This window comes from Azospirillum sp. ST 5-10 (assembly GCF_051225715.1).
Classification (GTDB): Bacteria; Pseudomonadota; Alphaproteobacteria; order Azospirillales; family Azospirillaceae; genus Azospirillum.
The window spans coordinates 98,166-118,941 of record NZ_JBPJSP010000021.1; the positions used below are offsets into that span (position 1 = coordinate 98,166).

Annotated in this window: 27 protein-coding genes; 10 read left to right on the top strand and 17 right to left on the bottom strand. The window is 72.1% G+C overall.

The annotated features are described in order from the left end of the window. Positions 1–2: 2 nt before the first annotated feature. On the bottom strand, positions 3–1,313 hold the full coding sequence (locus ACSBPG_RS21440) for a tetratricopeptide repeat protein (protein WP_435539251.1): 1,311 nt from the start codon (positions 1,311–1,313) through the stop codon (positions 3–5). 141 nt (positions 1,314–1,454) lie between these two features. Here ACSBPG_RS21440 and ACSBPG_RS21445 point away from each other — a divergent pair, with 141 nt between their 5' ends. Next, complete coding sequence (locus ACSBPG_RS21445) at positions 1,455–1,976, top strand: MarR family winged helix-turn-helix transcriptional regulator (RefSeq protein ID WP_435539252.1); 522 nt, start codon at positions 1,455–1,457, stop codon at positions 1,974–1,976. 31 nt (positions 1,977–2,007) lie between these two features. Here the strand turns inward: ACSBPG_RS21445 and ACSBPG_RS21450 are convergent, their stop codons facing one another. Continuing rightward, a complete protein-coding gene (locus tag ACSBPG_RS21450; protein ID WP_435539253.1) occupies positions 2,008–2,274 on the bottom strand; it encodes a (2Fe-2S)-binding protein in 267 nt (88 codons plus the stop codon). A gap of 160 nt (positions 2,275–2,434) precedes the next feature. Here ACSBPG_RS21450 and ACSBPG_RS21455 point away from each other — a divergent pair, with 160 nt between their 5' ends. Continuing rightward, positions 2,435–4,045, top strand: a complete 1,611-nt coding sequence (locus ACSBPG_RS21455; RefSeq protein WP_435539254.1) for an alpha-amylase family glycosyl hydrolase — start codon at positions 2,435–2,437, stop codon at positions 4,043–4,045. Positions 4,046–4,084: 39 nt separating this feature from the next. Next, positions 4,085–5,017: an SAM-dependent methyltransferase gene (locus tag ACSBPG_RS21460; RefSeq protein ID WP_435539255.1), complete on the top strand. Its 933-nt coding sequence runs from the start codon at positions 4,085–4,087 to the stop codon at positions 5,015–5,017. Positions 5,018–5,035: 18 nt separating this feature from the next. On the opposite strand, the gene rssA is transcribed toward ACSBPG_RS21460, so the two are convergent. Further along, positions 5,036–5,965: a patatin-like phospholipase RssA gene (rssA, locus tag ACSBPG_RS21465; protein ID WP_435539256.1), complete on the bottom strand. Its 930-nt coding sequence runs from the start codon at positions 5,963–5,965 to the stop codon at positions 5,036–5,038. A 283-nt stretch (positions 5,966–6,248) separates the two neighbouring features. Between rssA and ACSBPG_RS21470 the strand changes: the two genes are divergently transcribed. Next, positions 6,249–6,380: a hypothetical protein gene (locus ACSBPG_RS21470; protein ID WP_435539257.1), complete on the top strand. Its 132-nt coding sequence runs from the start codon at positions 6,249–6,251 to the stop codon at positions 6,378–6,380. A gap of 12 nt (positions 6,381–6,392) precedes the next feature. On the opposite strand, the gene ACSBPG_RS21475 is transcribed toward ACSBPG_RS21470, so the two are convergent. Both ACSBPG_RS21475 and ACSBPG_RS21480 read right to left on the bottom strand, forming a co-directional pair. Then, positions 6,393–7,022, bottom strand: coding sequence for a LysE/ArgO family amino acid transporter (locus tag ACSBPG_RS21475; protein ID WP_435539258.1), 630 nt, complete (start codon positions 7,020–7,022; stop codon positions 6,393–6,395). Between the two features lie 2 nt (positions 7,023–7,024). After that, positions 7,025–7,474 (bottom strand): Lrp/AsnC family transcriptional regulator, encoded by a 450-nt coding sequence (locus ACSBPG_RS21480; RefSeq protein ID WP_435539259.1) that lies wholly within the window; start codon positions 7,472–7,474, stop codon positions 7,025–7,027. 282 nt (positions 7,475–7,756) lie between these two features. Here ACSBPG_RS21480 and ACSBPG_RS21485 point away from each other — a divergent pair, with 282 nt between their 5' ends. From ACSBPG_RS21485 to ACSBPG_RS21495, 3 genes are all read left to right on the top strand, one after another. Continuing rightward, positions 7,757–7,966: a cold-shock protein gene (locus ACSBPG_RS21485; RefSeq protein ID WP_435539260.1), complete on the top strand. Its 210-nt coding sequence runs from the start codon at positions 7,757–7,759 to the stop codon at positions 7,964–7,966. A gap of 87 nt (positions 7,967–8,053) precedes the next feature. Beyond that, positions 8,054–8,227 carry a hypothetical protein gene (locus ACSBPG_RS21490; protein ID WP_435539261.1) on the top strand — a complete coding sequence of 58 codons (174 nt, stop codon included), beginning with the start codon at positions 8,054–8,056 and terminating at the stop codon, positions 8,225–8,227. 23 nt (positions 8,228–8,250) lie between these two features. Further along, on the top strand, positions 8,251–8,478 hold the full coding sequence (locus tag ACSBPG_RS21495) for a hypothetical protein (protein ID WP_435539262.1): 228 nt from the start codon (positions 8,251–8,253) through the stop codon (positions 8,476–8,478). Between the two features lie 13 nt (positions 8,479–8,491). Here the strand turns inward: ACSBPG_RS21495 and ACSBPG_RS21500 are convergent, their stop codons facing one another. Then, positions 8,492–9,016 (bottom strand): glycine cleavage system protein R, encoded by a 525-nt coding sequence (locus ACSBPG_RS21500; RefSeq protein ID WP_435539263.1) that lies wholly within the window; start codon positions 9,014–9,016, stop codon positions 8,492–8,494. Positions 9,017–9,115: 99 nt separating this feature from the next. Continuing rightward, positions 9,116–9,379, bottom strand: a complete 264-nt coding sequence (locus ACSBPG_RS21505; RefSeq protein WP_435539264.1) for a rubredoxin — start codon at positions 9,377–9,379, stop codon at positions 9,116–9,118. Between the two features lie 276 nt (positions 9,380–9,655). Between ACSBPG_RS21505 and ACSBPG_RS21510 the strand changes: the two genes are divergently transcribed. Continuing rightward, positions 9,656–10,333: an MlaA family lipoprotein gene (locus ACSBPG_RS21510; protein ID WP_435539265.1), complete on the top strand. Its 678-nt coding sequence runs from the start codon at positions 9,656–9,658 to the stop codon at positions 10,331–10,333. 7 nt (positions 10,334–10,340) lie between these two features. Here the strand turns inward: ACSBPG_RS21510 and tldD are convergent, their stop codons facing one another. Beyond that, complete coding sequence (gene tldD / locus ACSBPG_RS21515; RefSeq protein ID WP_435539266.1) at positions 10,341–11,774, bottom strand: metalloprotease TldD; 1,434 nt, start codon at positions 11,772–11,774, stop codon at positions 10,341–10,343. 139 nt (positions 11,775–11,913) lie between these two features. On the opposite strand from tldD, the gene ACSBPG_RS21520 reads away from it, so the two are divergent. Together ACSBPG_RS21520 and ACSBPG_RS21525 are read left to right on the top strand one after the other, a co-directional pair. Beyond that, a complete protein-coding gene (locus tag ACSBPG_RS21520) occupies positions 11,914–13,239 on the top strand; it encodes a DUF3422 family protein (RefSeq protein ID WP_435539267.1) in 1,326 nt (441 codons plus the stop codon). A 16-nt stretch (positions 13,240–13,255) separates the two neighbouring features. Further along, positions 13,256–14,665 carry a tetratricopeptide repeat protein gene (locus ACSBPG_RS21525; RefSeq protein WP_435539268.1) on the top strand — a complete coding sequence of 470 codons (1,410 nt, stop codon included), beginning with the start codon at positions 13,256–13,258 and terminating at the stop codon, positions 14,663–14,665. A gap of 17 nt (positions 14,666–14,682) precedes the next feature. Here the strand turns inward: ACSBPG_RS21525 and ACSBPG_RS21530 are convergent, their stop codons facing one another. The 9 genes from ACSBPG_RS21530 to ACSBPG_RS21570 form a co-directional block, all read right to left on the bottom strand. After that, positions 14,683–15,069 carry a hypothetical protein gene (locus tag ACSBPG_RS21530; protein WP_435539269.1) on the bottom strand — a complete coding sequence of 129 codons (387 nt, stop codon included), beginning with the start codon at positions 15,067–15,069 and terminating at the stop codon, positions 14,683–14,685. 60 nt (positions 15,070–15,129) lie between these two features. Continuing rightward, positions 15,130–16,638: a carboxypeptidase M32 gene (locus ACSBPG_RS21535; protein WP_435539270.1), complete on the bottom strand. Its 1,509-nt coding sequence runs from the start codon at positions 16,636–16,638 to the stop codon at positions 15,130–15,132. Next, positions 16,635–17,390, bottom strand: a complete 756-nt coding sequence (locus ACSBPG_RS21540; protein WP_435539271.1) for an SURF1 family protein — start codon at positions 17,388–17,390, stop codon at positions 16,635–16,637. Before ACSBPG_RS21540 ends, ACSBPG_RS21535 begins: the two co-directional genes overlap by 4 nt. After that, positions 17,387–17,764: a DUF983 domain-containing protein gene (locus ACSBPG_RS21545; protein ID WP_435539272.1), complete on the bottom strand. Its 378-nt coding sequence runs from the start codon at positions 17,762–17,764 to the stop codon at positions 17,387–17,389. The genes ACSBPG_RS21540 and ACSBPG_RS21545 overlap by 4 nt, the downstream gene beginning before the upstream one ends. Positions 17,765–17,768: 4 nt before the next feature. Next, entirely contained in the window at positions 17,769–18,608 is an 840-nt protein-coding gene (locus tag ACSBPG_RS21550) for a cytochrome c oxidase subunit 3 (protein ID WP_435539273.1), read from the bottom strand. A 20-nt stretch (positions 18,609–18,628) separates the two neighbouring features. After that, on the bottom strand, positions 18,629–19,243 hold the full coding sequence (locus tag ACSBPG_RS21555) for a cytochrome c oxidase assembly protein (protein WP_435539274.1): 615 nt from the start codon (positions 19,241–19,243) through the stop codon (positions 18,629–18,631). Next, positions 19,243–19,368 carry a hypothetical protein gene (locus ACSBPG_RS21560; RefSeq protein ID WP_435539275.1) on the bottom strand — a complete coding sequence of 42 codons (126 nt, stop codon included), beginning with the start codon at positions 19,366–19,368 and terminating at the stop codon, positions 19,243–19,245. The genes ACSBPG_RS21555 and ACSBPG_RS21560 overlap by 1 nt, the downstream gene beginning before the upstream one ends. A gap of 29 nt (positions 19,369–19,397) precedes the next feature. Next, positions 19,398–20,303, bottom strand: coding sequence for a heme o synthase (gene cyoE, locus ACSBPG_RS21565; protein ID WP_435539276.1), 906 nt, complete (start codon positions 20,301–20,303; stop codon positions 19,398–19,400). Between the two features lie 86 nt (positions 20,304–20,389). Further along, positions 20,390–20,776: cbb3-type cytochrome c oxidase subunit I (locus ACSBPG_RS21570; RefSeq protein WP_435539277.1), on the bottom strand; the 387-nt coding region annotated here is incomplete at its 5' end.

Consider the following 20,776-nt stretch of genomic DNA (forward strand, 5'->3'; position numbering starts at 1 on the left):
CGTCAGCCGGCCGGGGCGGTGCGGCCGCGGCCGTGCAGCACCGTGCACTCCTTGCGCTGCTGGAGCATCGCCTCGCAGAAGCGGGCGGCGGCGTCCGGGTCGGCGAAGGCGATCCGCAGATGGAACAGCGGCTCGGTGCGGTCGGGCCGGCCGTCGGGGACGACGATCGGCGCAAGCCCGTCGAACAGGTCGGGGAATTCGGCCGTGAGCAGGCCCCAGTGGCGCAGGGCCGCCGCCTCGGTGCCGTGCGCGGCGACCTGCACCCGCGCCCGGGTGCCGCCGTGGGACGGCGTCGCCGGAGCGGGACGGGGGCCGGGGGCCGTCACGCCGGCGTCGCGTTGCGGCGCCACGGCGGCAACCGGCGGCGGCGCCACGGCGGCCGCGGGGAGAGGGGCCGCAGGGAGAGGGGCCGCGACGGGGGCGACGGGGGCGGGCGGCGCGGCGCTCTCCGCCATCGGCGTCGGCCGGGCCGGCACGGCGGCGACGAGCGGGGCCATCGCCGTCCCGGGGTCCGCCGCGGCGATGGCGCGGGCTTGGCGGTAATAGGCCAGGTTCCGTTGCACCGACGCCTCGTCGAGGTCGAGGCGGGCGAGACGTTCGGCGTCGGCCTCGCGCCCGGCCAGCCCGTAGGCGAGGGCCAGGTTCTGCCGGAACAGGGTGCTGGCGGACGGGGCGAGGGCCAGCGGTTCGAGCACCGCGATGGCCCCGGCGTAGTCGCGCCCGAGGATCAGCGAGAACCCGTGGTTGTTGAGGCTCGTCCGGTCGTCGGGCGCGACGGCGAGCGCGCGGCGGAACTGCTCCTGCGCGCCGGCGTGGTCGCCCATCATGTCCTTGGCCACCGCCAGCCCGTTGAGGGCGCGGAGGTCGTCGGGGCGCGTCTCCAGCACCGCCGCGTACTGGCGCGCCGCTTCCGCCGGCTGGTCCAGCGCGAGCAGCGAGCGGCCGTAGCCGCGCAGCGCCTCGACGTCGTCGGGAGCGATCGCCAGCGCACCGCGCCACGCGTCGAGCGCCTCGCGCGGCTTGCCCGTGTCGGTCAGCACCCCGCCCAGCGCGACCAGGGCGCCGGCCCGCTCGCGGTTCGCGGCGTGGGCGCGGCGGTACAGCGTGGCGGCGGTGAACAGGTCGCCCTGCTCGCGGGTCGTGTCACCCAGCCGCATCAGCGAATCGTAGGTGGCCCCGCCCGAGGCCTCGCCGCCGCCCGTGGTCTGGCAGCCGGACAGCGCCGGCCCGGCGACGAGCGCGCACAGCAGCGCCGTGGCGGGGCCGATGCGGCCGCGCGCCCGGTCCCCGCTGCGAAGGGGCGGTGTGTTCAAGACCACGTATGTTCCAGTTCGATCCGGGGCGACGGTGTGCTGTCGTGACTTTCCGTGGGACAGGGTTAAGATATCTTAAACATTTCACCTATTAATCTTCCATCCGCTCCGTTACAGGCGGTATGGAAGCAAACAAGGATAATGACGACAGCGCTTCAATCTTCGCTCGACGACGGTACCCGTAAGGAAAAAGCCAGCGCGAGCCAATTGTATCATGAGATCACCCGCATCATCGAACGGATGCACCGGCGTTTTCTCGACGTTCTTCGCATCGAATTGGCGCGCGCCGGCGTGGAGGACATCAGCCCGGTGCAGGTCATGATGCTGCTCAACATCTCGACGGGCGACATCAGCGTCCGCGACCTGATCGAGCGCGGATACTATCTCGGGTCGAACGCCTCGTACAATCTGAAGCAGCTGGTCGACCGGGGCTACGTCGACCGGTCGGCGTCACCGCGCGACCGCCGGTCCGCCCGCCTGAAGCTGTCGGCGAAAGGGGTGGAGCTGACGGAGCGTCTGCGGGACATGTCGGGATCGCATGCCGGGACGCTGATCGACGGCGAAGCCGACGTCGGCGATCTCGAGACCACCCACCGCACGCTGCGCCGCCTGGAACGGCGCTGGACGGACCTCATCCGGTCCGACGAGCCGGAGCCCTTCTGAGGCCGGAGCCCTTCTGAGGAGTGACCGCCCGTCACTCCGCCGCGATGCCGTAGGCGACCGCCGCCTCCTCGTTGGCCGGGTGGTCGTGGTCGCAACCGCCGCAGTCACCCCCGCCGCTGCAGAGGCCGAAGGTGGCTTGGCGATGCTCCTCGACCATGCCGCGCACGTAGGGGACGCACTTGCCGCACTGAACCTTGTGCCCCAGGGACTTGTAGACGCCGGCGGTGTTGCGTGCGCCCTCGTTGAGGGCCTTCTTGACCTGCTTGTCGGTGAAGGCGTGGCAGACGCACACGTACATATCGCGTATCCCCAACGTCGCTATGCCCAACAGCTAAGCGATCTGAGAATGATTGTCAATCGCCTGGCGGCGACTCGGAAGAGGCAGGCCGCCTTTGTCACAGTCGGCCGTGCGTCGCACCGGGCGGTCGGGTAAAAGTGGCGGGGCAGGGGAGGGCGGCATGGACGAATGGTGGCGCGGCGCGGTCATCTACCAGATCTACCCACGCAGCTTCGGCGACGCCGACGGCGACGGGGTCGGCGACCTCGACGGCATCGCCGGGCGGCTCGACCATGTGGCGGCGCTGGGCGTCGACGGGGTGTGGCTGTCCCCCTTCTTCCGGTCCCCCATGAAGGACTTCGGTTACGACGTGGCCGACTACCGCGCCGTCGACCCGCTGTTCGGCACCCTCGGCTCCTTCGACCGGCTGCTCGACCGGGCCCACGGGCTGGGGCTGAAGGTGATCCTCGACATGGTGCTGAGCCACACCTCCGACCGCCACGCCTGGTTCCGCGAAAGCCGCGCGGGCGGCGGCACGGCGGATTGGTACGTCTGGGCCGACGCCAAGCCCGACGGCACGCCGCCCAACAACTGGCTGTCGGTCTTCGGCGGCCCGGCCTGGACGTGGGACGGCCGGCGGCGCCAGTACTATCTGCACAACTTCCTCGCCAGCCAGCCCGACCTCAACCTGCACAATCCGGCGGTCCGGGACGCCGTGCTGGGCGAGTGCGCCTTCTGGCTCGACCGCGGCGTCGACGGCTTCCGGCTCGATGTCGCCAACTACTACCTCCACGATCCGCGGCTGCGCGACAACCCGGCCCGGCCGCCCGGCGCCCGCTGGCCCGACGGCGTGCCGCCCGGCAGCCCCTACGGCCGGCAGGTCCACCGGTACGACAAGTCGCAGCCGGAGAACCTGGAGGTCCTGCGGCATCTGCGCCGGCTGCTCGACCGCTATCCCGGCCGCATGGCGGTGGCCGAGGTGCATGACGACGACAGCGTGGCGCGGGCCGCCGAATACGTCGCCGCCCCCGACCTGCTGCACACCGCCTACAACTTCGCCCTGCTGGGGCCGCTGGCCGGTGCGCGGACGGTGCGCGACGCGGTGGAGGCGTTCGGGCGGCAGCCCGGGCAGGGCTGGCCGTCCTGGGCCTTCTCCAACCACGACGTGCCGCGCGTCGCCAGCCGCTGGGGCGGTCCGGAGGCGCCGCCGGCCGCGGCGAAGCTGTTCGTCGCCCTGCTCGCCAGCCTGCGCGGCACGGTCTTCCTGTACCAGGGCGAGGAGCTGGGGCTGCCGCAGGCGGCGGTGCCGTACGAGCGGCTGCGCGATCCCTACGGCATCGCCCTGTGGCCGGAGGAGGTCGGCCGCGACGGCTGCCGGACGCCGATGCCGTGGCGGCGCGACGGCCTCCATGCCGGGTTCTCCAGCGCCGAGCCGTGGCTGCCGATCCCCGACGAGCACCGGTGCCGCGCCGTCGACGTGCAGGCCGGCGACCCCGCCAGCGTGCTGGCCTTCACCCGCTCCTTCCTGGCCTGGCGCAGGGAACGGCCGGCCCTGCGGCTGGGCGCCATCCGCTTCCGGGACACCGCCGAGCCGGTGCTGGCCTTCGAGCGCGGCCACGACGGCCGGACCCTGCTGTGCCTCTTCAACCTGTCGGCCGCACCCGCCGAGGCGGCGCTGGGCGATGCCGGACGCTGGCGGCCGCTCGCCGGCCACGGGCTGCCGGGAACCCTGGAGCGGGACGCCGTCCGCCTGCCGCCGTGGGGCGCGCTGTTTGCCGAAGGGGCGGAGTAGGCTACAAGGGCCGCTCCCCGGAACCCGGATGCCGCGATCATGACCGAGCCGCCCGCCATTGAGCCCCTGGGCCAGACCGTCTACCTCGCCCCGGAGGGACTCCTCGACGACCTCGTCGCCGAGCTGGGCGACGTCGCCGCCGTCGACGGGCGGCTGGTGTTCGCCGAGGGTCCGGCGCGCCCGGCGGCGTGGGCGCAGAACGTCTGGCACGACCCGGTGCGCCTCCGCTTCGCCTCGATCAAGGAGGCGGCCCGGGCGCTGCGCGGCATCCAGCGGAACTGGGCGCTCTGGCCGCTGCGCCACCACCGCCGCGCCGCGCTGATCCAGGAGAATCTGCCCCACGTCTCGGCCCGGCCGCTGGCCTTCCCGGCACCGGCGCCGAGCGCGCCGCTGGGGTCCTGGACCCTGCTCGACGAACGCACCCTGGTCGCCGCCGCCCGTTGTTCCAGCCCGTTCCGCCACGGCGAGGTGGCGTTCGTCGAGAACCGCACCGCCCCGCCCAACCGCGCCTATCTCAAGCTGTGGGAGGCGCTCACCCGGATGGGCGAGCACCCCGGCCCCGGCGACCGCTGCCTCGACCTCGGCGCCTGCCCGGGGGGCTGGACCTGGGTGATGCACGAGCTGGGGGCGACGGTGATCAGCGTCGACAAGGCGCCGCTCGACCCGGCGGTGGCGGCGCTGCCGCGCGTCACCGTGCGCCGGGAAAGCGCCTTCGGCCTGCGGCCGCAGGACGTCGGCCCGGTGGACTGGCTGGCCTGCGACGTCATCTGCTACCCGCAGCGCCTGCTGCGCCTGGTGGAGGGCTGGATGGCGAGCGGCCTGGCGCGGCGCTTCGTCTGCACCCTCAAGTTCCAGGGGGCGACCGACCACGAGACGGCCCGGGCCTTCGCCGCGATCCCCGGCGGGCGGCTCGTCCACCTCCACCACAACAAGCACGAGCTGACCTGGATGTGGCCGGCCCCGGCTCCCTGACCGCGGCGCCGGCGGGGCTCAGGCGCGCTTGAGGGCGATCTCGATGGCCGGACGCATGACCGAGGCGGCGCGGTAGCCGATCTCCACCACCTCCTCCGCCCGGTCGAACTCCAGGATGCCGATGTGGCCGAGCCGGGGGGTGATCAGCACGTCCGGCGGCTCCCCGGCGAGGCGGGAGCGGGTGATGCGGTCCTGCATGATGTCGATGGAGCCGGCGAGGATCGCCATGACGTTGGGCGCCGCCGTCGGCGTCCCGGCGAGCTGGGTCGCCAGGAACCGCGTGCGGTCCGCGGAGTTGCGGCCGAGCCAGGCGGCGATGGAGGGCGGCAACAGGCTGCGGGTGGCCTCCTCCGCCACCGGCACTTCGGCGACCGTCACCGGGCGGGGCAGGGAGGACAGCTCGCTGTTGAGGTTCACGGCGATCACCACGTCGGCGCCGATGGCCCGGCACAGCGACACCGGAACGGGATTGACCAGCGCCCCGTCGACCAGCCAGTGCTGGTCGGAGCGCACCGCCGGGAACAGGCCGGGCATGGCGGCGGAGGCGCACACCGCGTCGAGCAGCGGGCCCTCGCGCAGCCAGATCTCGCGCCCGGTCGCCAGGTCGCAGGCGGTCGCGGCGAACGGCTTCGACAGGGACTCGATCCGCACGTCGGTTTTCTTGTTGCGGAAGCGCTCGTAGACCCGTTCGGCGGCGACCAGCCCGCCCTTGCGGAAGGTCACGTCGATGATGCCGAGGATGCCGAGCAGGCCCATGCTCTGCGCCCAGCCCTGCAGCTCGTCGAGCTGGTCGGTGAGGTAGGCGGCACCGACGCAGGCGCCGATCGAGGTGCCGCAGACGACGTCGGGCTCGATCCCCAGCTCGCCCAGCGCCTTGAGGACGCCGATGTGAGCCCAGCCGCGCGCGGCGCCGCTGCCCAGCGCCAAGCCGATCTTCAGTGCCGTCAAGGGAGCGCTCCGGCCTTCGTGTCCATCGTTCTCTTCTATCTGGGCGGGGTCGCAGCCCTTCGGAAGGGAGGGCGCGGCGGTACGCCGACCGGGTGGCGGCGGGTGCATGTCCGCGGCGACGCGCCGAACGCCTGATTCAGATCACCCGCCGGCCGTCGACGCAAGCGTAGTATCACGAAAAAGAGGTAGGCCCGACAATGTCCCAGGCTCGTTAACCGAGCAGAAATCGGCGGGCGCCCAGAGTGATCGCAGGCGTTGACTTCGTTGGATGACGGAGACCGGCATGCCCCGGGAACTGAAGAGCTTGAAGAGGGACTGGAAGCGCTGGTCGCGGGTGGAGCGGGCGACGGCGATCGTCCTGCTGTTCGCCGCCTCGGCGGCCCTGAGCGGCCCCGTGACCTTCGCGCTTCTGTAGGCGCGGCGCGGATCAGCCGGCGAGGCTCGCCAGCGCGGCCAGCCCGAACGCGGCCAGAACCGCGCCGGAAGCCCGGTTGATCCACAGCAGGGCCGTGGGCGTCACGTGGTGGCGCACGGCGCCGACACCGGAACTGAGGCCGAGCCACCACAGCGCCGACCCCAGGAAGACGCCGAGCACGAGGGCCGCCGCGAGGTGGACGCCGCCGGCGCCTCCCGCCAGGCCGAGAGCCCCGAACACCGCGACGAAGCTGACGATGGTCGCCGGGTTGGCGAGCGTCAGCAGGAACGTCGTGGCGTAGGCGCCGACCAGGCCGCGCACCGCCGGCGGCGCCGCGGTCACCACGGCCGGCGGGCGGGCCCGCATGGTGGCGACCCCCAGCCACAGCAGGACGGCGCCGCCGAACAGCCGCAGCCCCGCTTCCCAGCCCAGCAGCCAGTCCGACACCGCCGCCAGGCCGAAGCCGGCGACGGCGCCGTAGACGGCATCGGCGCTGGCGGCGCCAAGCCCCGTCGCCAGGCCGAGGCGCGGCCCCTCGGCCAGGGTGCGGCGGATGCACAGCAGGCCGATCGGCCCGACCGGGGCGGCGATCGACAGGCCGATGAGCAGGCCCTTCACCAGCAACGCGGCACTTTCCATCATCGTCACTCCACCGGCAGGACGGACGTCTCCTTGGGCGACGACAGGGCGATCACGGTGTGGGAGCGCACCACGCCGGGCAGGACCTTGAGCGTGTCGCCGAGGAAACGCTCCAGCGCCGCCGTGTCCCTCACGCGCACCTTGAGCAGGTAGGACCATTCCCCCGTCACGTGATGGCATTCCTGCACCGCCGGCGCCGCCAGCATGGCCTCCCGGAACGGCGCGTCGCGCTCCGGACGGTCCAGGAGGACCTGCACGAAGGCGAGCACGTCCAGCCCCAGCGGGCGCGGCGCCACCCGCGCTCCCCAGCCGGTGACGATGCCGGCCGCCTGCAGCTTCTTCAGCCGCTCGTTGACCGCCGACACCGAGAGGCCGGCCACCGCCCCGATCTCGGCGTACGAAGCGCGGCCCTCGGCCTGAATGTGCGCTATGATCATCCTGTCTATGTCGTCCATGACGAGAATTTATCCTGAAATCTCGACCGATGAAAGCGGTTTGTGCGGGAGCGTGTCGCGCGTGCCCGTGCCCTGCGACCGTGCCCTGCGGCAAAAAATCTTTGCGGCCGCCGGGGGGGCGGCGCCTTGCAATGCGCGGGACGGGTCCCATGTTCAGGGGGAACTTGTGATTCGGATTGCCGGCCTGCTCCCTCTTCGGGTGCCCAGATCGACGCTACTCCTGGACACAGTCATCGCACCGGTTCATATGGATCGGCGCCACCCGCACTATGGAGGGTTACGATGCCCGTCGGCACCGTGAAATGGTTCAACAGCACCAAGGGCTATGGCTTCATCCAGCCGGAAAGCGGCGGCCCGGACATCTTCGTGCACATCTCGGCCGTCGAGCGTGCCGGGCTGAGCGGCCTCAACGAGGGCCAGAAGGTTTCCTACGAGGAGGTTCGCGATCCTCGTCGCGGCAAGACCTCGGCGGAGAACCTGAAGTCCGTCTGATCGGCCGATCACCGGATCGAACAAAGGGCATCGGGCAACCGATGCCCTTTTTTCCTTTGCCCGCACGCCGCATCCTGGAGATCGCCGATGGCTTTCAAACCCAACTACAACCAGCAGCGCGCCGAGCGGACGCGCGCCAAGGAGCAGAAGAAGAAGGAAAAGCAGCTCCGCCGCGAGGAAGAGGCCGCCAAGCGCAAGGCGGGCCAAGACGACGGCACTGGTGAACCCGGCGACGCCGAGACCCTGCCCGACGCCGAGTGACGAACGAACCAGTGGAGCCAGTCATGGCACGCAAGAAACCGACCACCGCACCCGCCTTCATCCTGTTCGACGTCCTCTACGAGGACGGCGCGCGCACCTCCAACCGGCGGGTCCCGGCATCGGAGGTGGGCGGTCTCGACGGCGACGAGCCGGCCCGCGCCATCATCGAGGAGCAGGACCGCAAGATCGCCGCCATGTCCGGCAACCCGCGGGGACCGATCAAGTCGATCGCCCGTTCCCCCGGCCAGTGACCGGGGCCGTGCCCTACAGGGCCTCGGCCCGGCAGGTGAGGCCGAGGCTCTCGGCGGTGTTGCTCACCGCCGCCAGACAGGGGGAACGGCGCTCCTCGGGAATCGACACGGCGAAGCGGATGACGTAGCGCTCCCCCTGCGGTTCCGGCAGCGTCTGCGCTTCCAGGCGCACGATGTTGGCGTCGAACTGCGTGAAGATCTCCGACATGCGGGCGATCAGGCCGGGCTGGTCGCCGCCGCTGACCTCGACCCGGTGGGTGATGCGGCCGAGCGGTCCCGGCGTCGGGTCGAACGCGAACGGCGCCACCCGCACCTGGGCGCCCGCCAGTTCCGGCAACCCCGTCAGGACCGCTTCGAGCGCGCCGAGGTCCGCCGTCTCCGGCAATTCGCACACCGCCGAGAACTCGGCCCCGTGCCCCATCACCGCGAAGGTGGCGTCGCGCAGATTGACGCCCTCGTCGAACAAAGCCCCGGTGATCGCCGAGACCAAGCCGACCCGGTCGGACCCGACTGTCGAAACCAGCGCCAGAACCGCCACCGTCCCCTCCCATCGTCCCGTTGCCGCGCGAGCCTACGCCCCGCGGCGGTCCCGGCCAACCCCTCCGAACGGATGCCCGTGGCCGGGGCGGACCCGGACCTACCCGCCGAGACGGCTGAACTCGGGCTTGGCGGCGCCGCAGCGCGGGCAGTACCAATCCTCCGGCAGGTCCTGGAAGGCCGTGCCCGGCGCGACGCCACTGTCCGGGTCGCCGGCCAAGGGGTCGTACTGGTAGCCGGGACAGTCGCCGGACCGGCAGCGCCAGATTTCGGCGAGTCGCGGATCGGCGGCCACGGCGGCGGCGCGGGCCAGCGGCGTCAGCACGCCGAAGGCGGCGAGGCCCAGCGCGAGGCGCAGAACCATACGCCGCCCCGGCAGGGCCACAGTCCGATCCTGATTTCCCTTGAACGACGTCAGCATCGTGCACCCCATGGCGATGTTGTCCAGGTGATTTCATTGTAGTGTTGCTGGCCGTCCCGGCGTGTGACGTCATGATGCGTCTTGATGTCGCTTTCACCTGAGGGTGGCGTCATTGAATATTCACGGGAACTTCACTTTGCGGCCGGCCGACGTGGAACGCGGCGCTTGTCCTGAGCGGGAAAGGGGGGCACCATCGCGGGGCGGCGACGGGAGGTCGGCATGGGACGGCGGATGGCCGGTGCGTGGGTGGGGATGCTGCTGTGGCTGGCGCCGGGCACGGCGCTGGCGGCGGACCCGCTGCGCGGCTTCAACGTGTGGGCCGACGAGTTCAACCAGTTCCTCGGCACCGCCGTGGTCGCGCCGACCCTGGGGGCGGTGCGCAGCCTGCCGCCGGTCGCCCGCACGGTGGCCGCCAATGTCCACGGCAACCTGACGGAGCCGGTCAGCGCCCTGAGCTGGGGGCTGGGGGGCGACGCCGGGAACGCCGGTCGCGCGCTCCTGCGCTTTTCCGTCAACTCCACGGTCGGGCTGCTCGGCGCCTTCGACGTCGCCGACGCCATGGGCGTCGAGCGCCGCAAACGCTATTTCTCGGAAGGGGTGTGCGCGCTCGGCGCGCCGGCCGGGCCCTATCTGGTGGTCCCGGGGGTCGGCCCGTCGACGGCGACGATCGCCGCCTCGGCGGCGGCGCTCATGGTGGGGTCCACCTACGCGCTGAGCTTCGTGTCGCTGGAACTGGCGCTCGCCAGCGTCGGCCTCGACCTCGTCGCCTCGGCGGCGGCCCTGGAGAGCCTGGCCTCGTCGGAAGCGCGGCCCGACTGGGGCGACGTCGAGCGCCGCGGCTTCCTCGCCCATCTGGAGCGGGCCGGCTGCGCCGTCGAGGCGGCGGCCGGCCCGTAGCCCCCGCTCAGGCGGCGGTGCCGCCCACCGTCAGCCCGTCGAGGCGCAACGTCGGCTGGCCGACGCCGACCGGCACGCCCTGGCCGTCCTTGCCACAGGTGCCGATGCCGGGGTCGAGCCGGCTGTCGTTGCCGATCATGGCGACGCGGGTGAGCGAGTCGGGACCGTTGCCGATCAGGGTCGCCCCCTTCACCGCCGGGCCCAGCTTGCCGTCCTCGATCAGGTAGGCCTCGGACGCCGAGAAGACGAACTTGCCCGAGGTGATGTCCACCTGGCCGCCGCCGAAGTTCTTGGCGTACAGGCCCTTCTTGACCGAGGCGACGATCTCCTCCGGGCTGTGGTCGCCCGAGCGCATCACCGTGTTGGTCATGCGCGGCATGGGATGGTGGGCGAAGCTCTGGCGGCGGCCGTTGCCGGTCGGGCGCATGCCCATGAGCCGGGCGTTCATGCGGTCCTGCATGTAGCCCACCAGGATGCCGTCCTCGATCAGGGTCGTGCACTGGCCGGGCGTGCCCTCGTCGTCGACGGTGATGGCGCCGCGGGAATGCTCGATGGTGCCGTCGTCGACCACGGTGACGCCGGGCGACGCCACGCGCTGGCCCATTAGGCCGGCGAAGGCCGAGGTCTTCTTGCGGTTGAAGTCGCCTTCCAGCCCGTGGCCGATCGCCTCGTGCAGCAGGATGCCGGGCCAGCCCGGGCCGAGCACGACGGTCATCTCGCCGGCCGGCGCGGACACCGAGTCGAGGTTCACCAGGGCCTGGCGCAGCGCCTCGTCGACGAAGAACCTCCAGGTCTCCGGCTGCATGTAGTGGTCGTAGAGGACGCGGCCGCCGCCGCCGTAGCTGCCGTGCTCCATGCGGTCGCCGTCGGCGACCACCACCGACACCGACAGGCGCACCAGCGGCCGCAGGTCGGCGACCCGCGCGCCGTCGCCGCGCAGGATCTGCACCGCCTGCCATTCGCCGCTGATCGAGCAGCTCACCTGGCGCACGCGCGGGTCCTTGGCGCGGGCGTAGGCGTCGATGGCAGCCAGCAGCTTGACCTTCGCCTCGAACTCGACCGCCTGCAGCGGGTTGTCGGGGATGTAGAGGGCGCGGTTGGTGCCCGTCGGCGGCTCCGCCAGGGTGCCGCCATGGCCGGCGTGCACGGCGCGCACCGTCTCGGCGGCGCGGCGGATGGCGTCCTCCGACAGGGTCGAGGCGTGGGCGTAGCCGCTCGCCTCGCCGGCGATGGCGCGCAGGCCGAAGCCCTGGGTGGTGTCGAAGCTGGCGGCCTTCAGCTTGCCGTCGTCCCAGCCCAGGCTTTCCGACTGGGCGTACTCGAGATAGAGCTCGCCGTCGTCGGCGCCGCCCAGGGCGTCGGCCACGATCCCCTCGACCCGGGGGCGGTCCAGGCCGGCGCGGTTGAAGAACAGGTCGTCGGTGACGGCAAGGGCGCTCATGACTGCTCCGGTGTCTCGGCTCGAGGGGCGGGGCGGGCGCGTTCCGCTCGCGCCATCCGCCGGGGTATGGTCTATAGTGTGGCGTGCCGATGCCGGCCCGGCAAGGCTCGGTGTCCCAAAGGAAGAGGCGGCAACCCGCGTGACCACCGACGATCTCGCCGACGGCCCCCTCCTCGGCACCGGCTCGCCGCTGCGCGAACACGCGCTGCGGGTCGTCCTCACCAACGAGGTGCACGCCCGTCCGCCCGAGGCGCTGCGGGCGCCCATGCGGGCCAGCCACCTGGCCATGCTGTCGGGCGAGGCGGCGGCGGACGCCGACCGTCTGCACCTGGCGCGCCTGTGCGAGTGGGCCGGGGTGCCGGCGCCGCCGCCGGGCGCCACCCACTACAGCGGCGATTTCGGCGCCTTCCGTCTGAAGTGGGAGCGCCACACCGAATTCTCGACCTACACCGTGTTCCGCGCCGGCGCCTTCGCCGAGCCCTTCCTGGAGCCGGCGGTCGGAGCGCTGCCCGACGACTGGCTGGCCGGCCTGCCGGGCGACCTGATGGTCGGCGTGCACGTCACCGTCCTCGACCGCGAGGCGCCGGAGCCGGAACCGGCCCGTCTGGCCGCCCTGTTCGGCTCCGACAACTACGTGGGATCGCGGATCGCCGGCGGCGCCGGGGCGGCCTGGACCGACTTCCGCATCCACGGCGACGGCTTCTCGCGGATGCTGGTCCACGACCGCACCCTGACGGTCCGCCAGACCGGCCGCGTCGTCCAGCGCCTCCTGGAGGTCGAGACCTACCGGGTGATGGCGCTGCTGGCGCTTCCCGTGGCCCGCCAGGTGCTGCCGCGCGTCGGCACCATCGAGACCGAGCTGGCGGCGCTGACCGCCGGGACGGCGGCCCTGACCGGCCTGGAGGACGAGCGCGACGCCCTCGACCGTCTCACCCGCCTGTCGGCGCAGACCGAGCACATCGCCGCCCAGACCGCCTACCGCTTCGGCGCGGCGCGCGCCTATTACGACATCGTGCAGCGGCGCATCGCCGAACTGCGCGAGGCGCGCATCGAGGGCACGCCGCCGATCGCCGAGTTCATGGACCGACGCCTCGCCCCGGCCATGCGCACCTGCGAGAGCGTGCAGGGGCGCCTCGACACCCTGTCGCAGCGCCTGGCGCGGGCCAGCCACCTGCTGCGCACCCGTGTCGAGATCGCCGTGGAGGGGCAGAACGCCGAGCTGCTCGCCTCCATGGACCGCCGCGCCGACCTCCAGCTCCGCCTGCAGGAGACGGTGGAGGGCCTGTCGGTGGTCGCCATCAGCTACTACCTCATCGGCATCGTCGGGTACGCCGCCAAGGGCCTCAAGGGGCTGGGCTGGAAGCTCGACCCCGACCTGCTGGTCGGCCTGATGATCCCCGTCGTGCTGGGCTTCGTCTGGGTCGGCGTGCGGCGCATCCGCAAGGCGGTGACGGGACGGCACTGACGCGGGGGGACGGACCATGGCATCGCTGCACGAGGCCCTTCAGGCGGCGGTCGAACATTGGCAGACCGGGCGTGCGGAGGAGGCGGGAATCCTCCTGGACCGGATCCTCGGCGTCTGGCCGGAACAGCCGGACGCCCTGCATCTCCAGGGCGTGCTGCTGGGGCAGGGGGGACGCATCGCCGACGCCGCCGACCGCTTCGAGCGGGCGCTCGCCCAGCGTCCGGAGTCGCCGGACTGCCAGCTCAACCTCGCGCGCGCCCTGCGGGCGCTCGGCCAGGGCGAGCGGGCGGTGGCCGCCTACCGCACGGCCCTGGCCCTCGCACCGGGACCGGCCGCGGCCGGCGAGCTGGCCGATGCGCTGGTCGCGCTGGGGCAGGAGGCGGAGGGGCAGGGCCGCGCCGCGGCGGCCGAGGCCGCATACCGCGAAGCGCTGGGCCTGAGGCCGGACGACGCGACGGCGCTGTTCCATCTCGGCGGCGTTCTCCAGGACTTCGGGCGTCGCGACGAGGCGCGGGCCGCTCTCGACGCGGCCTTGGGCGTGGCGCCGGATCTGGTCAGCGCGCGCATCAACCGGGCGCTCCTGCGTGCGGCCGCCGGCGACCCCGGCGGGGCGCTGGACGATTGGCGCGCCGCCTTGGCGTCGGCGCCGGCCCATCCCCGCGCCCTGGCGGAGATCGCCGGCGCGCTGGCCGCCGCCGGGCAGGTGGCGCAGGGCTTGGCGGCCACCGACCGTGCCATCGCGCTGTGCGGCGAAACCGGGGCGCTGCTTGCCGCGCGGGCCCGCTTCCTGCTGGCGCTGGGCCGCGACGCCGAAGCCGAGAACGCGAAGTACCGGGCGATGTGGGCGGTCGACGCCTACCGCGTGGTCTCGCCGGGGCAGGAACAGGCGAGGCGGTTCGATCTCGCCGGCCTGCTGCGGCCGTACGGGGTGCGGACGATCCTCGACGCCGGCTGCGGCTCCGGCAAGACGTCGCAGTACATCATGACCAGCGCGCCGGGGGAGTTCGAGGTGTTCGGCTTCGACATCGCCGAAAACTGCCTCGACCCGTTCTTCGACGCCATCAAGGACCGCTACCTGACGGTAGGCTGCCTGTGGCGGCGCGACGACTTCCCGCGCGACTACGACGCCGTCGTCTGCACCGACGTGCTGGAGCACATTCCGCCGGACAAGGTGCCGGCGGTCCTGTCCAATCTCCGCGCCGTCTGCCGGCGGGTCGCGTACCTCGGCATCGCGCTGTTTGCCGACGGGTTCGGTCCGCAGGAACTGGGCGAACCGCTGCACCTGACCGTCGAACCGCCGGACTGGTGGCTCGACCGCCTGCGCGACGCCGGGTTCCAGGTCGTCGAGGCGACGACCGACGTGGACGCCGCCGGCAAGCCGGCGTGGCTGTATGCGCTGCTTCTCCCGGCGGCCGGCGGCCGGTAGTCCCCTCCGGCGTGCCGCTACTCCTCGACGGCGTCCTTCAGCGCCGGGCTGCCCGGCTGGCCGGTCGCCAAATCCTGCTGGGTGGGAAGCTGCTGGCGGTTCTCGGCGACCAGATCCTTCAGCGTACCCAGGGTGCGCCGGCAGGCCGTGGCGTCGCCCGCCTGCGCCTGCGCGCGGGCGACCTCCTGCAGGCGCCGCGCCTCCTGCTCCTGGGCCGCCTGCATGCCCTCGTTGACCTCGCCCGGACCGGCGGGGCCGACGCGGTCGGCCTCGATCGCCCGGACCTCCGCCAGGCAGGAGCCGGCGGCGGACGATCCGGCGTCCTGGGCGAGGGGGGCCTGGGCGAGGGCGGCCGACGACGCCGCGGCGACGGTCGCCGCGGCAAGGATGGTGGCGATTTTCATGGCGTGTCCTCCGTTTCCTTCGGGGAGCACAACGCCGGGATGCGAAAGCGGTTCCCCGGACTACGCGTCGAGGTAGCGCCGTTCCAGGTGCCGCTTGAACACCGCGGCGTCGAGCGGCCGGCCGGTGGCCGCGACCAGCAGCTCGTCGTTGGAGGCGGGCAGGCAGCCCTGGCCGTGGACGTGGTCGCGCAGCCAGCCCAGCAGCGGCGCGAAATCGCCGCGCGCCAGGGCCGGGCGCACGTCGGCGTCGGCGGCGCAGGCGGCCTCGAAGAGCTGGGCCGCGGTCATGGCGCCCAGCGTGTAGCTGGGGAAGTAGCCCCAGCCGCCCGACGGCCAGTGGATGTCCTGCAGGCAGCCCCGGCGGTCGTCGGGCGGCTCGATGCCGAGCAGCTCGCGCATGCCGGTGCGCCACGCCTCGGGCAGGTCGGCGAGCGCCAGGTCGCCGGCCATCAGCGCCTTCTCCAGGCGGTAGCGCAGGATGACGTGGGCGGGATAGGTGACCTCGTCGGCGTCGACGCGGATGAAGCTGGGCGCCACGCGGGTGTAGAGCCGGCGCAGGTTGTCGGCGTCCCAGGCGGCGCCGTCGCCACCGAAGGCGGCGCGGGCGGCCGGGGCGAGCCAGGACAGGAATTCCGGCGACCGGCTGGCCTGCATCTCGACGATCAGCGACTGCGACTCGTGCGTGGTCATGCCGCGGGCCTGACCGACCGGCTGTCCCATCCAGCGGCGTGGCCGCCCCTGCTCGTAGAGGGCATGCCCACTTTCGTGCAGCACGCCCATGAGGGCGGAGGTGAAGTCGGCCTCGTCGTAGCGGGTGGTGATGCGCACGTCGTCGTCGGCGCCGCCGCAGAAGGGGTGCAGGCTGACGTCGAGCCGGCCGCGGTCGAAGTCGAAGCCGACCTGGCGCATCAGCCGCTCGCCCAGGTCGCGCTGCAGGGCGGTGGGGAAGGGGCCGTCCAGCGGCAGGATCGGCGGCTCGGCACGCTGGCGGTCCTGCACCCGCGCCAGAAGGCCGGGCAGGAAGGCGGCGAGGTCGTCGAACACGGCGTCGATGCGCCCGGCGCGCGCGCCCGGGTCGTGCTCGTCCAGCAGGGCGTCGTAGGGGGCGATCCCCAACGCCCCGCCCTTGGCGACGGCGCCCTCGCGGGTCAGCCGCAGCACCTCGGCCAGCGACGGCAGCAGGGCGGCGAAGTCGCTGTCCGCCCGGGCGGTGCGCCACGTCATCTCGCATTGGGAAACGGCGCGGCTGGTCGCCTCCACCAGATCCGCCGGCACGGCGGTGGCGTGGAGGTAGGACCGCCGCATCTCCCGCAGGTTCGCCGCCTGCCAGGCGTCGAGGCCGCTCCGCTCCGCCTCGGCGGCGTCCAGCAGGTCGCCGACCTCGGGCGCGGTCGCCAGCTCGTGGGCCAGCACCGACAGGGTGGCGGTCTGCTCGGCCCGCGCGTCGGCCGCTCCCTTGGGCATGATCGTCTGGCTGTCCCAGCCGAGGATGCCCAGCGCGTCGCCGATGGCGGCGATGCGGGCGAAGCGGCGCTCCAGGGCGCGGTAGGCGTCGGATGGACGGATCATGGCTGCTCGTCGGCGCGGCGGATGTGGAACACGACATAGACGGCCAGCAGCGTCGCCGCCAGCCCGTACCAGGTGACGGCATATTGGAGGTGGCTGTTCGGCAGGTCCAGGCGCGGCTCGATGCCGGCGGGCAGGCCGCCCGGCGCCTGCCCGGGAAGGGCTTCGACGATCACCGGCGCCACCGCGTCCAGGCCGGCGCGGCGGGCCATGGCAGCGGGGTCGGCGTGGCTCCAGACGGCGTCGGCGGCGGCGTCGGGGCCGGGGTTGCCGGGGGTCAGCCAGCCCGGCTCGGCGGGCAGGCGGGCGACGCCGCGCACGGTGACCGCGCCCGCCGGCTGGCCGGCGGCGCGGGACGCCGCGTCGCGCCGGTCCATCGGCACGAAGCCGCGGTTGACCAGGACCGGTGGGCCGCCGTCGTCGCGCAGCAGCGGCGTCACCACCTCGTAGCCGGCCTGGCCCTGGCGGGGGCGGGCGACCATCAGCATCGCGCGGTCGTGGAGGAAGCGGCCGGTGACGGTGACGGGGCGGAACTCGACGGCGGCGGGATCGGGCAGGGCGGCGGGCAGCGGCACCGGGGCCGCGGCCATCCGCTCCTGGACGCGGGCGATCAGGTCGGTCTTCCAGGCCAGGCGCTGCACCTGCCAGGTGCCCAGGCCGACCATGGCGAGGATCGCCGGCACCGCGAACAGGGTCGCCCAGAGCGACGGGCGGAAGCGCCGGCGGCCGGCCGGGATGGCCGAGGTGCCGCTCACGCTCCGCCGTCCTCCAGCTCGCTGCGGCGGTGCTTGTACTGCAGCGCCACCACGTAGGCCTTGGCGGGCCGCAGCATGCCGAGCGCCAAGCCGAGGATGACCACGCTCCACACCACGGTGTGAAGCCACAGCGGCCACTCGACGTTCATGGAGACGATGAGGGCGACCGGGACGACCAGGAAGCCGAGGATGAAGATCAGGAAGACGGCGGGACCGTCGCCGCTGTCGTGGCGGGCCAGATCAAGCCCGCACACGGAGCAATGCTCGGCCACCGTGAGGAAGCCCTTGAAGAGCCGCCCCTTGCCGCACCGCGGGCAGGCGCAGCGCAGGCCCGCGGTGAACGGCGAGACGTTCGGATGGTAGGCGTCGGCCACGCCGTCACGACCCCCACCAGTAGATGGACACGAACAGGAACAGCCACACCACGTCGACGAAGTGCCAGTACCAGGCCGCCGCCTCGAAGCCGAAATGGCTGGTCGGGCTGAAATGGCCCTTCTGGGTGCGCCACCAGCACACCGCCAGGAAGATGGTGCCGACGATGACGTGGAAACCGTGGAAGCCCGTCGCCATGAAGAAGGTCGAGGGATAGATGCCTTCGGTGAAGCCGAAATGGGCGTGGACGTACTCGTAGCCCTGGAAGAACGAGAACAGCACCCCCAGCAGAACCGTCAGCCCGAGGGCCTTGGCGGCCTCGCCGTTGTGTCCGGAGAGGATGGCGTGGTGCGCCCAGGTCACGGTGACGCCCGACAGCAGCAGGATGAGGGTCATCATCAGCGGCATGTCGAAGGCGTCGATGGTGTGGATCGTCGGCGGCGGCCAGACACCGTCGGGATTGGCCTCGAACACCTTCGGGAACAGGGCGGCGTCGTAGAAGGCCCAGAAGAAGGCGGAGAAGAACATCACCTCCGAGGCGATGAACAGCGCCATGCCGTAGCGCAGGCCGATCTTGACGATCGGAGTGTGCGCCTTCTCCTGCACCGACTCCTTGATGACGTCGCGCCACCAGCCGAACATGACGGCGAGCACGGCGACGAAGCCGGCGACCGCCAGCCACACCGTGTCGTAGTGCATGAGGAAGACCATGCCCAGCGCCAGCAGGCCGGCGGCGAGGGCGCCGAGCATGGGCCACGGGCTCGGCTTCACCAGATGGTAAGGTTGCGGGATGCCCTCGCCGGCGGAGGCGTGGGGCACGTGCCCGTCGTGCGTGATGTCGGCCATTGTCTCCAACCCCGTCCTAGTCAGTTCGTGGCGGGCGTGGTCGCCCGTCGGTTCTCGTTGCTCTGCGTGGTTTCCGGTGCCTGCGCCAGAACCGCGTCGGCGTCCTTGGCGCGGTAGAAGGTGTAGGACAGCGTGATGGTGGTCACGTCGTCCAGGTTGGGATCGTCCGCGATCGACGGGTCGACGAAGAACGCCACCGGCATGTCGACGGATTGCCCGGGCTGCAGGATCTGCTCGGTGAAGCAGAAGCACTCGATCTTGTTGAAGTAGGCGCCGGCCTTCTCCGGCGTCACGTTGTAGACCGCCGTCCCGACGGTCGGGCGGTCGGTGCGGTTGTCGGCGCGGTAGCTGGCCAGATAGGTCTCGCCCACCTTCAGCGTGACCTCGCGCTGGTTCGGGTGGAAGGACCAGGGAAGCGAGTGGTTCACGTCGGCGTTGAAGCGCACGCGGATCGTCCGGTCGAGCGTCGCGCCGGCGCCCGCCTCGGCGCGCTGGGTGGTGCCACCGTAGCCGGTCACCTGGCAGAACAGCGTGTAGAGCGGGACCGACGCGTACGCCAGACCGATCATGCCGACCACGAGGCCGAAAAGCGACAGCATGACCGTGCGGTTGCGCCGCCGTGTCCGGTCGTCCATCAGTTGCCCCCCATCCTGACCAGGGTGATCGCGTAGAACAGCGCCACCAGGGCCAGCAGCGCCGCCAGCATCGCCAGGTTCCGTCCGCGCAGCCGCTTGCGCCGTTCCTCGTCGGATTCGCCCATGGGGACACCGTCCGTTCTTGCCTGAAGGGTCATGGCAGCACTCCCGCGACCGCCCGCTCCCCGACCAACAGGCCGAACAGCAGGAACAGGTAGAGGATGGAGAAGCCGAACATCTGCTTGGCCGGCTTGAGGTCGGTGCTGCGCAGGACGCGCACCGCGCTCGCCACGAACAGCGCGCCCAGCACGGCGGCGCCGACGAGATAGCCGATCCCGGCGATCCCGACGTACCAGGGCGCGGCCGCCACCGGCAGCAGCAGCAGCGTGTACAACAGCATCTGCCGCTTCGTCGTCTCCGGTCCCTCGACCACCGGCAGCATCGGCACGCCGGCGCGGGCGTAGTCGCCGCTGCGGAACAGCGCCAGCGCCCAGAAGTGCGGCGGCGTCCACAGGAAGATCAGCAGGAACAGGAGGATCGCCGGCAGGTCGACGCCGCCGGTCACCGCCGCCCAGCCGATCATCGGCGGGAAGGCGCCGGCCGCACCGCCGATGACGATGTTCTGCGGCGTGCGCCGCTTCAGCCACACGGTGTAGACGAAGACGTAGAACAGCGTCGCCAGCGCCAGGATGCCGGCGGCCACCCAGTTGACGGCGAGTCCCATCACCAGCACCGCCGCCGCCGCCAGCACGACGCCGAAGGCGAGCGCGTCGTCCGGCTCGATCCGCCCCGACGGGATCGGCCGCCGCGCGGTGCGGCTCATCACGGCGTCGATGTCGCGGTCGTACCACATGTTGATGGCGCCGGACGCGCCGGCGCCGACGGCGATGCACAGCACCGCCACCGCCGCCAGCAGCGGATGGATGTGGCCGGGCGCCACCACCATCCCGGCAAAGCCGGTGAACACCACCAGAGACATCACCCGGGGCTTCAGCAGCTCGATGAAGTCGCCGGCGGTCGCCGCGGACAGCCGTTGTTGTTCGACGGTGAGATCCGTCATGTCTCTTTTCCTCCGGTCCTCCGGGAGGCATCGCCCCCGCTTCCCATTTAGGGCGCGCGGGGGCGGTCGGCCATCTGGAGTTCGCCTTACTTCACCTGGGGCAGGGTCTCGAAGGCGTGGAACGGCGGCGGCGAGCTGACCGTCCACTCCAGGGTGGTGGCGCTGGGGCTCTCCCAGTAGGCGGCGCCGACCCGCTCGCCGCTGGTCAGGGTGCGGATGGCGATCCACACGAACAGCAGGGTCGAGCCGAAGGCGAGATAGGCACCGATCGACGACACCATGTTCCAGCCGGCGTAGGCGTCGGGATAGTCGGGAATGCGGCGCGGCATCCCGGCCAGACCGAGGAAGTGCTGCGGGAAGAAGATCAGGTTGACGCCGATGAAGGTCGTCCAGAAGTGCACCTTGCCCCAGAACTCCGGATACTGGCGGCCCGACATCTTGCCGATCCAGTAGTACCAGCCGGCGAAGATCGA

Excerpts from the sequence above, each read along its gene's own strand:
- ACSBPG_RS21455 (WP_435539254.1), top strand. The coding sequence starts at position 2,435 with ATGGACGAATGGTGGCGCGGCGCGGTCATCTACCAGATCTACCCACGC.
- ACSBPG_RS21560 (WP_435539275.1), bottom strand. The coding sequence starts at position 19,368 with ATGGGCGAATCCGACGAGGAACGGCGCAAGCGGCTGCGCGGACGGAAC.
- ACSBPG_RS21550 (WP_435539273.1), bottom strand. The coding sequence starts at position 18,608 with ATGGCCGACATCACGCACGACGGGCACGTGCCCCACGCCTCCGCCGGC.
- ACSBPG_RS21490 (WP_435539261.1), top strand. The coding sequence starts at position 8,054 with ATGGCTTTCAAACCCAACTACAACCAGCAGCGCGCCGAGCGGACGCGC.
- ACSBPG_RS21495 (WP_435539262.1), top strand. The coding sequence starts at position 8,251 with ATGGCACGCAAGAAACCGACCACCGCACCCGCCTTCATCCTGTTCGAC.
- ACSBPG_RS21505 (WP_435539264.1), bottom strand. The coding sequence starts at position 9,379 with ATGGTTCTGCGCCTCGCGCTGGGCCTCGCCGCCTTCGGCGTGCTGACG.
- tldD (WP_435539266.1), bottom strand. The coding sequence starts at position 11,774 with ATGAGCGCCCTTGCCGTCACCGACGACCTGTTCTTCAACCGCGCCGGC.
- ACSBPG_RS21470 (WP_435539257.1), top strand. The coding sequence starts at position 6,249 with ATGCCCCGGGAACTGAAGAGCTTGAAGAGGGACTGGAAGCGCTGGTCG.
- ACSBPG_RS21460 (WP_435539255.1), top strand. The coding sequence starts at position 4,085 with ATGACCGAGCCGCCCGCCATTGAGCCCCTGGGCCAGACCGTCTACCTC.
- ACSBPG_RS21480 (WP_435539259.1), bottom strand. The coding sequence starts at position 7,474 with ATGGACGACATAGACAGGATGATCATAGCGCACATTCAGGCCGAGGGC.
- ACSBPG_RS21525 (WP_435539268.1), top strand. The coding sequence starts at position 13,256 with ATGGCATCGCTGCACGAGGCCCTTCAGGCGGCGGTCGAACATTGGCAG.
- ACSBPG_RS21450 (WP_435539253.1), bottom strand. The coding sequence starts at position 2,274 with ATGTACGTGTGCGTCTGCCACGCCTTCACCGACAAGCAGGTCAAGAAG.
- ACSBPG_RS21555 (WP_435539274.1), bottom strand. The coding sequence starts at position 19,243 with ATGGACGACCGGACACGGCGGCGCAACCGCACGGTCATGCTGTCGCTT.
- ACSBPG_RS21475 (WP_435539258.1), bottom strand. The coding sequence starts at position 7,022 with ATGATGGAAAGTGCCGCGTTGCTGGTGAAGGGCCTGCTCATCGGCCTG.
- ACSBPG_RS21535 (WP_435539270.1), bottom strand. The coding sequence starts at position 16,638 with ATGATCCGTCCATCCGACGCCTACCGCGCCCTGGAGCGCCGCTTCGCC.
- ACSBPG_RS21530 (WP_435539269.1), bottom strand. The coding sequence starts at position 15,069 with ATGAAAATCGCCACCATCCTTGCCGCGGCGACCGTCGCCGCGGCGTCG.
- ACSBPG_RS21445 (WP_435539252.1), top strand. The coding sequence starts at position 1,455 with ATGACGACAGCGCTTCAATCTTCGCTCGACGACGGTACCCGTAAGGAA.
- ACSBPG_RS21485 (WP_435539260.1), top strand. The coding sequence starts at position 7,757 with ATGCCCGTCGGCACCGTGAAATGGTTCAACAGCACCAAGGGCTATGGC.
- cyoE (WP_435539276.1), bottom strand. The coding sequence starts at position 20,303 with ATGACGGATCTCACCGTCGAACAACAACGGCTGTCCGCGGCGACCGCC.
- ACSBPG_RS21510 (WP_435539265.1), top strand. The coding sequence starts at position 9,656 with ATGGGACGGCGGATGGCCGGTGCGTGGGTGGGGATGCTGCTGTGGCTG.